Consider the following 12,514-nt stretch of genomic DNA (forward strand, 5'->3'; position numbering starts at 1 on the left):
CTACTACTACTACTACTACTACTACTACTACTACTACTATTACTACTACTATTAATCACTAATGTGTTGTTTATATCCCCGAGCAAAAACCAATGTTGATAATATGTAAAATAAGAATAATCATTATAATAAAAAGGTGGAGTATAAGGGAAAGCACCAATAGACGAATTTGGATTTACTTTATACAAAATAAAATCGTTATTCTTCCCATAATCCAAGGGTGACACTTGAAAGACTGCATTGTAAGAAGGCATATCTACAGAGGTTCGCGTATTTATGTCAAATTGAGTAAAAAAACTGGATTTTTTTTGTGAATAATAATATATTTTCCCTGAATCATGGGAGAACAACGCAGGTCCAACTGTATAAGTGTTGAGATAGCGGCTAGTAGGTCCTGTGGTATTAAGGCTACTAATGTCAACCACACCTGTAGCATCGTCAAATTTAGCATAGTGTAAATAAGAATACCTTATAGTATCGCCTTTTGGCAATTGGTCGGATAATTTATATCCGTTAAAAGTAACGTAATCGCCTTTTGTTGAATAAACTATTTGAAAGCCAAAAGTAAACCGAAATACATTTGAATAATTTATTGGTTCAACTTCATACTCAAAATCAGGAATGGTACTTATTACAGGTGGACCAATTGCGCAGGAGTTGACTTTGAAATTATAGATCTTATTGGACTTAAATTTCATTACAGTAACCCAAGTGTCAATATTATTTTGGTGTTTAACTCCGCTCAAAGTACTAGCAATAGAGTCAGCCACAAGATTATTTTTACTTATAATCACACCTTGTGTGCCACTAATTCCCATATCAATTATATGGTACTGAAGCTTACACAATTCAAGAAATTCAGGACAAGCGACACTTGATCCACAGGCATTTTGTGCTGTAGCCCAGTTTTCTTCATAGGGAATTGTTTCAAACAAATAATAATATCTTCTATTCCCCTCTTCAATTGGAACTATCAGTGTTGAATAATAATACGAACTAAAATTACGTGAATGAATTCTCCCATTAGCAAGTATATTTTTATTCTTTCCATAAACATTAATTCCATCATAATAAAAAAGTAACCGACCTGAGGTGTCACAAATGGAGTTGGCATAATGTGTAGCGTCATCGCCATTTGCATGCCAAACATTTGGATCAAAAAAGTTAGGTGACTCTATTGTTAGATTTGGATTTTTTTGGTTAAACTTTAGAAAGAGTTTAAAACCAATTACACGCTCGTCTGTTTCATGTTGTGCATGAACAACTGATATTAAACTAAGCGTAAAAAGTACTGCGAAGAAATGGTTCATAAAATAATAAAAAGCTTGACTATTGGTATACAAGATACACATAGCCAAGCTTTTTTATTTATTTTTCACACTTAATTATAAACTATTTTTATTTACCTAACAGTTGAGTCTTTTCTACCCAATAAACCAGTACTATTAACAGATGTCTTTTTAGTGTTTATATTAGGCTCCATATTATTTATAGTGGGAAATCTACATTCAGTCATTTGGGTTTATGTGAATAAATAACTATGAGGTTTGACTCTGGTAGGAGTTCTCTATTTATAGAAAAAAATAAAAAAAGGCCGTACTGGCCATCGCTGCGGGATGGCGCGTAATAAATTTGGCATGGATGTGTTTTCTATAAACATGCGCCCCTTACCAAGGTCAGTGCTTAACGAATGATAATACAAATTAATTTTGAAACACCAAATGAATAAAAATTGGATTGATGTTATTTTTAGCTACATATTGCAAATCATATAGAGCCTAATTACAATTATTGCTGCAATATAGCTTGGGTTCGCGGTACTAGACTTCAACGCAAAGACTATTAATTAAACTCTAGCCAAACAAAATGAATAAGTTACACCCAGTCTTTTTACTGTAATTATTGTTTTTTTTAACTACAAGCAATAAAAAACGATTGGTTGTAGACGTAGGTCCAAATATATTAGTTGGTTGCTATTTTGGAAAAACAAAAAGTATTTCAACAAAATATGAATGGACCACTTTAGGTGAAACACCTATTTAGATACCTTTGTTTTTAAATAGGTGTAACGCATTTTATTTAAACAAAAGAGGAAAGAGATTTAAGCCTCTTTCCTCTTTTTATCTTTGTACTCTGTACTCCGTACTTTCTTCCTTAGAAATTAATTTCCACCAACTGATCCGCAACTTCATCTAAAATTGCTACCGTTTCTTCATACGTTGGTGCCAGTACCAAGCGCTGACGGTAAGGTTTAAAGTTCACAATCCCTCTGAAATAATTTGTGTAATGCATGCGCATTTCAAAAATACCTTCCTTCGGTCCTTTCCATTCCACCGAAAAGGCTAAATGTCTTTTACATAAATCTACACGTTCGCGTATATCGGGCGGCGACAGCTTTTCGCCTGTTGCAAAGAAATGTTTCACTTCTTTAAAAATCCATGGATAACCAATAGCGGCACGACCAATCATAATTCCATCTACTCCGTATCTATTTTTATATTCTAATGCTTTTTCAGGAGAGTCAATGTCTCCGTTTCCAAAAATTGGAATATGAATATCTTGATGATCTTTTACTTTTGCAATCCAAGACCAATCAGCTTCACCTTTATACATTTGTTGACGCGTACGTCCGTGTATTGTCAATGCTTTGATGCCTACATCTTGTAAGCGTCTTGCAATATCTACAATATGTATGGAATCGTGATCCCAACCCAATCGTGTTTTAACCGTAACGGGTAAAGAACAACGTTTAACAATCTCCTCGGTCATTTTGACCATTTTGGGAATATCCAATAAGGCTCCCGAACCAGCGCCCTTACAAGCGACTTTTTTGACCGGACAGCCAAAGTTAATATCTACCAATTCTGGTCCGGCTGCTTCAGCAATGGCAGCGGCATCGCACATGACGTCAATTTTATCTCCAAAAATCTGAATGCCCATAGGACGTTCATAGTCAAATATATCAAGCTTGTGAACACTCTTTGCAGCATCCCGAATCAAGCCTTCCGCAGCAATAAATTCCGTATACATCATATCAGCTCCTTGCTGTTTGCAAAGTGCACGAAAAGGCGGATCACTCACATCCTCCATCGGTGCTAACAGCAACGGAAATTCACCTAATTCTATATCTCCTATCTTTACCACTTGGTATCTGATTATTTTCCATAAATTTACATCTTTATACCATACAATACTATTTGACCTTATAAAATGCGCGGAATTCAATCCATTGGAAGTGGTTTACGACTATTTGCTTACTTAGTAATTGCTCAAGCCATCACATTAATGCTGTTACCCATTATTGGCAACTATCCAATAGAAGCTTATACAAAAATTGAAAAATTACAAACATTACCAGGTTTGTTCCAATCTTTTGTTTTAAGCGATATGATCGGCAAAATTGTAGGTTTTATACTCATACCACTGGTGTATTTGAAGCTTTCCAAACAAGAGAATGCAAATCCATTTTTTCAAGATACACGCATTCCATTTAAACCCTTAAGTGTTTTATTGGGTATTACAGCACTTCTTTTCAGCCTACCTACTATTACAATTTTAGCTGAAATGAATCAAAACATACACCTTCCAGAAGCATTTAGCGCACTCGAAGCATCCTTAAGATCCACAGAAAAATTAGCGGCAGAGCTTACTATGCTTTTTGTACGTGTAGATACGCCAGCTGATATTGCATTAAGTTTTTTTGCCATAGCCGTGGTACCTGCAATAGGTGAAGAAATTATCTTTAGAGGCTTTTTCCAACGTGAACTTATTCAGCAAACAGGCAAGGTACACCTATCCATTTGGATTGCGGCAGTTGTATTTAGCTTTATCCATTTTCAATTCTTAGGCTTTTTCCCAAGAGTATTATTAGGAGCATTATTAGGTTACATGTATGTATGGTCAGGTTCCCTTTTAGTCCCTATTTGTATGCATTTTACAAATAATGCACTTACTCTTGTATTATTAATAACATATAAAAAAGGCTTAAGTAATTTTAATCCAGAATCAAGCGAACAAATCCCATATGTATTCGTATTTTTAACACTTGTTATTTGTATTGCAATACTATACAACAGAAAAAAGACATACGACAAGAACGTATTATCATCTACAAACAATTCGCATGAGTAATTTACTTCAACGCACAATTACAGGAATTTTGGGCGCAGCATTTATGCTGTTTGCTATTTGGTTTAATTATATTTCTTTTATTGCTATTTTCTTTTTAGTTAATATTTTCAGTTTGTATGAATATTATCAACTTTTAAAAAAATCCAACATAGGTGCGAATGCAAGTGTAGGTACGATTGGTGGCATTGCGATCTTTATATTATTTGTTTTACACGAACAATATCTCCCAATATCTACGGGTATATTATTGGCAGCAACGTGTTTACTATTTATGGTACTTTTGCTGGTTGAGCTCTTTTCTATAAATGAGCAACCCCTATCACGCGTTGCATATACCATTTTCGGCATACTTTACATTTCCTTACCTCTAAGCCTGTTTACCAAAATCCCTTTAGATTATCATGGTTTTAACATACAAGATAATTTCCCCATTTATAGGTTTGAGATCATATATGCGATTTTATTTTTAATTTGGGCAAATGATATAGGTGCCTATTTTGCTGGAAAGTATTTTGGGAAACATAAATTATTTGAACGCATTTCTCCTAAAAAAACGTGGGAAGGATCTGCAGGAGGATTGTTAACTGCAATTCTTTTTACGTATTTACTGTATACGTATATCGGTATTTTTAGTATTCCCGTATGGATTGGCTTATGCATCGTTACTGTAATTGCAGGTAGTCTTGGCGATTTAGTGGAATCTATGATTAAGAGAACCTTAAATGTGAAAGATTCTGGCACATTACTTCCTGGGCATGGCGGCTTTCTAGATCGTTTCGATGCCCTTATTTTCGCCATTCCTTTCATTTATTTGTATTTAAATCTTGCAAACTAAGCCAATAAAAAATATTTTCATATAGATCGTAAAACCATTCGTTCCGTATGTTTTGTTTTTATTATATTTGTAACTGGTATAAACCTAAAAACAGAGCATGACCATTCATAAAGAAGGATATAGATCATTATTATACGTATCGATTTTTTTAGCAGCACTAAATATTCTTATTTCATATACGTTACCAGAATCTTTTATTTTACAGAAAGTTATATTATCGATTTCAGTATTAATATTCATTGTCGTATTGCAATTCTTCCGGAATCCTTCTAGAACAATCGAAATTAATGACAATCAAATAATCGCTCCTGCAGATGGTAAAGTTGTCGTAATTGAAGAAGTTATTGAAACAGAATATTTCAATGAAAAAAGAAGACAGATTTCCATTTTCATGTCTCCGTTCAACGTGCATAGTAATAGAAACCCTGTTTCTGGAATTGTTACATTTTTTAAATATCACCCAGGAAAATTCCTAGTGGCTTGGCATCCAAAATCAAGTACAGAGAATGAACGTACCACAACAGTGGTTCAAACAAAAAATAACCAGAAGATATTAATGCGCCAAATCGCTGGTGCTTTAGCACGCAGAATTGTTTGGTATCTTGGAGATAAATCCACACTTACACAAGGTGAAGAGTTTGGATTTATTAAATTTGGATCTCGAGTTGATTTATTTATTCCATTGGATGCAAAAGTTCTTGTGAACTTAAATCAAACCACCGTTGGAGGTAAAACTGTTATAGCTGAATTTAATTCATAAACAAGAATTTTAAACTTTATTCGAAAAAAGAAAAAATAATTCGAAAGACATTATATAAATTCTTTTTCGATTTTATAGATTTGATAAAAATTAAGAATCGTTGCACATATGAAAACAACCTTAGATGCTCTACAAAATGAAACGTTAGTTGTAGATACTATTTCTTTAGAGGATTTATTATCGGGAATTAACGGTATTGCATTAAATGATGTCTTAGCCAAAGCTAAAGGCTCAATCAAAGACGAAGACCTCGATGAGGAAGAAGAAGACGAAGATGATGATCTCGACAACGATACTGACGAAGACGACTTCGATGACGAAGAAGTAGAAGATTGGGATGAAATCGAAGAAATCGATCCAGAAGATTTAGACGAAGCGGAAGACGAAGACGACTTCGAAGACGACTTTAGTGATGATGATGCAGAAGAAGAGGGTGCTTGGGATGATACTAATTTCTAATTCCTATTATTAACATAAGTTAAAACTTTAAAATGTCAGGTGGTAACCTGACATTTTTTTTTTATACTTGTAGCATTATTAATTCTTCAACCAGCAGAAAAAGAAAAGATAATGATTGAACAAACGATACTTACAGAGCTTGAAGAATCTTCAGCTGTGTTACGTAATTTTATTGAACAAGAAACGAAGGAGTCTTCCATTTCAAAAGCAGCAGAATTTATCACTAAAAGCTTAAAAAATGGAGGTAAGGTAATTTCTTGTGGTAATGGGGGCTCTTCTTGCGATGCCATGCATTTTGCAGAAGAACTTACAGGCCGTTACAGAGAAAATAGAAAAGCGTTGCCAGCAATCGCAATTAGTGACTCCAGTCACATAAGTTGCGTAGCGAATGATTATGGGTACAAATTTATTTTCTCGCGCTATGTAGAAGCTTTAGGAAATAAAGGCGATGTACTTTTAGCAATCAGCACTTCTGGTAATTCTGAAAATGTATTAGAAGCTGTTAAAGAAGCGAAGAACAAAGGCATGTATGTAATTGCATTGACAGGTAAGGATGGTGGTAAATTATTACCCTTAGCCGATGTGTGTATTAATGTACCGCATGTTGGTTATGCCGATCGTGTACAAGAAGTTCATATCAAAATCATTCACATTCTAATTCTGCTGATTGAGCAATCTATGCTCTAAAAATCAGCTATGCTCGCAAAAACTTTTGGTAGCGCCGTTCACGGTGTGAATGCTTTTACGGTTACGATAGAAACGGTCGTTAATCAAGGGAATAAATTTTACATGGTTGGCCTACCCGATAACGCCATCAAAGAAAGTGAACAGCGTGTAGATGCTGCCCTTAAAAACTTCGGTTATTTTATGCCCCGCCAAAAGGTGGTGGTGAATCTTGCACCCGCCGATATTAAGAAAGAAGGATCCGCTTATGACCTACCAATTGCATTAGGCATTTTGGCTGCATCTGAGCAAATGTCTGGCGACAGACTGGATCAATACATGATCATGGGTGAACTCTCCTTAGATGGAGACATAAAGCCTATAAAGGGGGTTCTTCCTATAGCTATCGAAGCACGCAAACAAGGGTTCAAGGGTTTTATTCTTCCAAAGGAAAATGAACAAGAAGCAGCCATCGTAAATAACCTAGATGTTATTGGTGTTTCAAACATTATGGAAGCCATTGATTTTTTTGAAAACCGCTTGCACATAGAACCGCTCACAATCGACACACGCAGCCAGTTTTTTCAGCAAGTAGCTATCTACGAAGCAGATTTTGCCGATGTGCAAGGACAAGAAAACATCAAACGAGCATTGGAAATTGCCGCTGCAGGTGGACACAACGTAATCATGATCGGGCCGCCAGGAGCAGGAAAAACCATGCTCGCAAAACGTTTGTCATCCATCCTTCCTCCCCTTTCTTTACAGGAAGCTTTAGAAACGACTAAAATACATTCCGTTGCCGGAAAGTTGGGTTCAAAAACATGCTTAATTACTCGTAGGCCTTTTAGAGCGCCACATCACACCATTAGCGATGTTGCTCTTGTTGGTGGTGGTAGCTATCCACAACCGGGCGAAATATCTCTGGCGCATAATGGTGTGTTGTTTTTAGATGAATTGCCGGAATTTAAACGGGCGGTTTTGGAAGTTATGCGCCAGCCTCTTGAAGAGCGCACTGTAACGATTAGCCGTGCCAAAATAGCGATCGACTACCCAGCTAATTTTATGTTAATAGCAAGCATGAACCCCTGCCCTTGCGGATATTACAATCACCCAGAAAAAGAGTGTGTATGTGGACCTGGTATTGTTCAACGTTATTTAAATAAAATCAGCGGACCACTTTTGGATCGCATTGATTTACACGTTGAGGTAACGCCAGTAAAGTTTGATGAAATGGTTTCGAATACCCGCACTGAAACTAGCGAACATATACGCACACGTGTGATTGAAGCACGCATGATTCAAACAGTACGCTTTGAAAAATACGAGGAAGTACATTGCAATGCCATGATGCCCTCGCAAATGGTGAAAGATATTTGCAATGTAGGTTCTGCAGGAAATGCCTTATTGAAAACAGCAATGGAGCGTTTGGGTTTATCTGCACGTGCATACGACCGCATTTTAAAAGTTTCCAGAACCATTGCCGATTTAGCAGGCTCAGAAACCATCTTAACCGAACATTTAGCGGAAGCGATTCAATATAGAAGTTTGGATCGAGAGAATTGGGCAGGATGACTTTTAGTTTCCAGTTACTAGTTTCTAGGTACTAGAAAATAGTTGCTAGGTTTTAGGTACTAGAAAATGAAAAGGCAACTAAGCGCGATATAAACAAATTGAATAGTTAATAAAAAGATTTTATAAAAAATGCAGTAGAGAATCTCCACTGCATTTTTATTTATTTTATCGTATTGAAACTGAAGTCTAGTAAGTAAAGCAGACTCTAGTCTAGAAACTAGAGCCTAGTAACTAGTATCATTGCTTAATCAACTTTCTCAACTCCACACTACCATCTTGTTCAATGCGTATAAGATACATGCCTTGAGAAAGATCATTCCCAATTATAGCATTACCGTTAAATTGTTTTTGTGAAAGTTCAACACCTGAAGCGGAGTATATAGTTACCGTAAATTCTGAGCCTATTAATTCAATAGTAGAAATATCAGAAGTTGGATTGGGATATATTTTTAAATTTGTTGCCAATGCAGATTTCGTAGCTGTTGCCGTACATTGCGCAAGAGACGTTTTCGGAGTTATTCCAGTTGTACCACCTGAACACACATTACAAATATCTAGAGAAGCTGTGCCATTTGGAACACCTATACAATCCAAACAACTATTTTCTGTTACGCCACAGCCACAATTTCCTGGACTTATTTTATTTGCATCTAAGGGACAGGCATCACCTGCTTCTGAAACATATCCTACCGGTTGTGTACATGATTGTATGCTTGTATTGGGATCTCCTTTCCCATCTTTATCAGTATCTGCATACCACGTAACGGTATTCGTAACTACAACAGCTACTGATATTGCTGTAAGTTTGCAATTCGCAGCACTTCTTACTTCAACAGTATATGAACCAGTAGAATTTGCTGTATAGGTGGAATTTATTTCCCCACTTATTGCAGTACCATTGCGCATCCATTGGTAAGGGCCGGGTGTACTAGCTGACATTGCAACACTTAACCCTGGACAAATTGTGGTTGGTCCGGTTGTAGTAATTATAGGCATTAAAGATGGCTCCAATCTTACAGTTGTTGGCGTAGAAATTGATTTGCAATTATTGGTCCCGCTCGTTACTTCAACCGTATATACACCAACTGCCGATGCAGTGTAGGTTGCATTCGTTGCATTCTTAATGGCAGCACCATCAAGCATCCATTTATAAGCAGAACCAGCGCTTGCTGTTAACAGTACATTTCCCCCATTACAAATAGCTATCGTACCACTTGGTGTGATTGAAGTTTGAACCAGACTTTCAATTGGGAAGTTTACTGGGCTTGAAGTTGCTTTACAATTCGAAGCATTTGTTATTTCAACAGTGTAAGGTCCCGTTGAACCTGCGTTAAAGGTTGCATTGGTTTCTCCGTTAATTGAAGTTCCGTTAAGCATCCATTTATACGATTTACCAGCACTTGCTGTCAACAATACATTAATACCTTGACAAGCAGTATTTGGCCCCTTTGTAATTGTTGCAGTAGGTTTAGCATTTACGAGTATTGTTGCGATAGCTGTGCAGCCAGCATTATTAGTATACTTAACAATGGAAGTGCCTTCAGATTGCCCCGTAACAACGCCTGTATTTGATACTGTTGCAATAGCTGTATTTGAAGATGACCATGGTGAGCTAGCATTTGCTGTTCCTGAACCAGTTAATTGAGTAACCATACCTGTACAAACGTTTAATGTGCCAATGATTGTTGGCAAAGCATTTGCCGTAACAGTTGTAGAAGCCGATAATGCATCACATCCATTCGGGTTGAACACTTTTACATTGTAATTACCTGTTGCGTTCGCCGTATATTTCGCAGTTGTTTCTCCTGTTAAAAGTGTTGCTCCATTATACCACTGATACGATGTTCCAGTACTTGCAGTCAACACAACACTTCCACCTTGGCAGAAACTAGTTGCGCTACCTGCTGTGATGGTAGGTATGGGCAATGGAGTTACAGTAATCACGGTTGGTGCTGAAGTAGCGCTACATCCCAATTTCGTAGATGTAACCGAATAACTACCGCCTGTTGTTACAACTTGTGATTGATTGGCAGCCGTTGTGCCATTTAATAACCATACAAGTGTCGAACCCAGATCGTAGGTAACATTTAATTGTGTTTTCCATCCGGAACAAAAGGTGGATACTCCAGACACCGTAATGACAGGAATTGTTGGTATGGCATTCACCGCAACTGTTGTACCTAAAGATGTATTCGTGCACGAACCTGAAGTTACTTTAACGGAATATACACCCGTAGTTTTGGCCACATACGAAGCGCTTGTTTCTCCAGAAATATTCGTCCCCCCATTTAACCATTGGTAGGCATATCCTGTCCCTGTGCTTGCATTTAGCGTAACGTTTCCACCCGAACAAAATGATAAAGGTCCGCCAGCTGTAATGGTTGCTGAAGGTCCGCTAGTATTTACAACGATTGCTGAAGAAGTAGTTGTACATGCACCCGTAGCAGTAACATCTACTTTATATGATCCCGAAAGTGAAGCAGAATAAGTTGATGCGGTAGCGCCTGAAATAACAGCATTATCTTTATACCACTTATAGGTATACCCTTTTGCAACATTTGCTTTTAATAAAACATTTCCGCCAGCACAAAATGATGTAGGTCCTGCTGCAGTTAATTGTGCTGTATTGGTACCAGTAGCAACTTCATCCAACGTAATAACTTTTGAATGATTGTACACAAGACTCAATTGCGCTGGAGAATTTTGTTTTGCTGCCAAATCATCCCAAGACATGAAATAGGACCACTTCGCATCACTCGTAAAAAGTGCATCGGGATCTGGAATGGGACCATTTTCAGTAAGTGCCAACATTTTTTTCCCGCCAACGATGTCATACAATTGATCAAAAATTAATTTTTGTGTCCCATAATTATATGCTCCTGGATACGAGTCGTAACCCAACATATCTACTTTCGCATTTCCTGGATACCAGCTAGCTTCAGGTGTAGACCATTGCCAGATTAAATTATGTATGCCATGATAATTAACGAGTCTATTATACATAATATCATACAAGGCCAGCGCTGCTGCTGAGCCTTTTGTTCCCCACCAAAACCAAGCGCCGCCTGCCTCGTGTAATGGTCTCCACATTACCGGAACGCCTGCTGTTTGTAATTTTTTCAATTGTGTTGCAATCGAATCAATATCTCGAATAACTGCTGTATACTCTGCAGTACCTGTAATTACTGCTTTAGAAACATCAAATGTAGTATTTGCAGGAGCAAAGGTATTGGTACCTGCTATCCCTCCAAATGGTGAACACCAATGCCATTGAAAAGCAACAATTCCTTTTTGACACGTACTATCATACCACTTAATCGCAGCTTCTGTTGCACCATTATCTGTCCAACCAAAGGTATGACTTGCCGTTGCGTTATTCCATGCGTAGGGATAGCCTACGGTATAATGCTGAAAATCATAATCTCTAATAACAGGTTTCTTTGCAACATTAGGCGAAATAGTCATATAGTAATCGGCTGTTTGCCCTGAAATAATAGACTTTCCGTAATTCGATTTTAAATAATTGTAAAGCGCAATAGCTTCTGGCGTAGCTGCCGGATCAATAGGTGCCGCTACAACGGTTGTATAATCATGTAAGGGAACAGTATATAAGGTAATTTTATCAAAATCAGTATAGCCCCAGCTCTTATAGATAGATATGGTATTTGCACCCGCTTTTAAAAGTAAGCTCCCGGCTGTTAAATCAGTATATCCTGTAGTAGCTGGAAAAGATAAATTTGAAACAAAGGTTCCATTTACATAGACATCTTGAAACTTATCTCCATATGGGCCATTGTAACGAATTACCAATTTATAAATACCTGCAGAGGATACAGTAACTGGAAAACTCAAATTGTCACCTGAATTTATCATACTAGTCACATAACCTGTACCCGAATACCCTGGTTTAGATGTGCCAATAGTTAAGCCGCCTGCAAGGGTACCTATTTCAGCTTCCACACTTGTTACAAATGTTTGAGCAATCAAGCTCTCCATGTGCAAAAAATACATTGCGAACATACATACTCCCAAAATAATATTTTTGAAGTGCTTCTTTTGTATACATTTATTCATAAATATGCTTTGAAATTTTA

General features: G+C 37.1%; 8 protein-coding genes and 1 pseudogene. 6 read left to right on the forward strand and 3 right to left on the reverse strand.

Going from position 1 to position 12,514, the window contains the following annotated elements; genetic code table 11:
* Together Q0543_RS11060 and dusB are read right to left on the reverse strand one after the other, a co-directional pair.
* Positions 1–1,310 (reverse strand): annotated as a pseudogene (locus Q0543_RS11060) (hypothetical protein); the annotation flags it as partial.
* Between the two features lie 844 nt (positions 1,311–2,154).
* On the reverse strand, positions 2,155–3,144 hold the full coding sequence (dusB, locus tag Q0543_RS11065; RefSeq protein WP_299252718.1) for a tRNA dihydrouridine synthase DusB: 990 nt from the start codon (positions 3,142–3,144) through the stop codon (positions 2,155–2,157).
* A gap of 66 nt (positions 3,145–3,210) precedes the next feature.
* On the opposite strand from dusB, the gene Q0543_RS11070 reads away from it, so the two are divergent.
* The 6 genes from Q0543_RS11070 (at position 3,211) to Q0543_RS11095 (ending at position 8,420) form a co-directional block, all read left to right on the forward strand.
* Positions 3,211–4,131 carry a CPBP family intramembrane glutamic endopeptidase gene (locus tag Q0543_RS11070; RefSeq protein ID WP_299252720.1) on the forward strand — a complete coding sequence of 307 codons (921 nt, stop codon included), beginning with the start codon at positions 3,211–3,213 and terminating at the stop codon, positions 4,129–4,131.
* On the forward strand, positions 4,124–4,966 hold the full coding sequence (locus Q0543_RS11075) for a phosphatidate cytidylyltransferase (RefSeq protein ID WP_299252722.1): 843 nt from the start codon (positions 4,124–4,126) through the stop codon (positions 4,964–4,966). The genes Q0543_RS11070 and Q0543_RS11075 overlap by 8 nt, the downstream gene beginning before the upstream one ends.
* Positions 4,967–5,063: 97 nt before the next feature.
* Positions 5,064–5,726: a phosphatidylserine decarboxylase family protein gene (locus Q0543_RS11080; protein ID WP_299252724.1), complete on the forward strand. Its 663-nt coding sequence runs from the start codon at positions 5,064–5,066 to the stop codon at positions 5,724–5,726.
* Positions 5,727–5,834: 108 nt separating this feature from the next.
* A complete protein-coding gene (locus Q0543_RS11085; RefSeq protein ID WP_299252727.1) occupies positions 5,835–6,185 on the forward strand; it encodes a hypothetical protein in 351 nt (116 codons plus the stop codon).
* A 111-nt stretch (positions 6,186–6,296) separates the two neighbouring features.
* Positions 6,297–6,872 (forward strand): D-sedoheptulose 7-phosphate isomerase, encoded by a 576-nt coding sequence (lpcA, locus tag Q0543_RS11090; protein WP_299252729.1) that lies wholly within the window; start codon positions 6,297–6,299, stop codon positions 6,870–6,872.
* Between the two features lie 9 nt (positions 6,873–6,881).
* Positions 6,882–8,420 carry a YifB family Mg chelatase-like AAA ATPase gene (locus Q0543_RS11095; protein ID WP_299252731.1) on the forward strand — a complete coding sequence of 513 codons (1,539 nt, stop codon included), beginning with the start codon at positions 6,882–6,884 and terminating at the stop codon, positions 8,418–8,420.
* 237 nt (positions 8,421–8,657) lie between these two features.
* Here the strand turns inward: Q0543_RS11095 and Q0543_RS11100 are convergent, their stop codons facing one another.
* A complete protein-coding gene (locus Q0543_RS11100) occupies positions 8,658–12,416 on the reverse strand; it encodes a glycosyl hydrolase (RefSeq protein ID WP_299252733.1) in 3,759 nt (1,252 codons plus the stop codon).
* Positions 12,417–12,514 lie beyond the last annotated feature (98 nt).

Source organism: uncultured Cytophaga sp., assembly GCF_937863595.1.
Classification (GTDB): Bacteria; Bacteroidota; Bacteroidia; order Cytophagales; family Cytophagaceae; genus Cytophaga.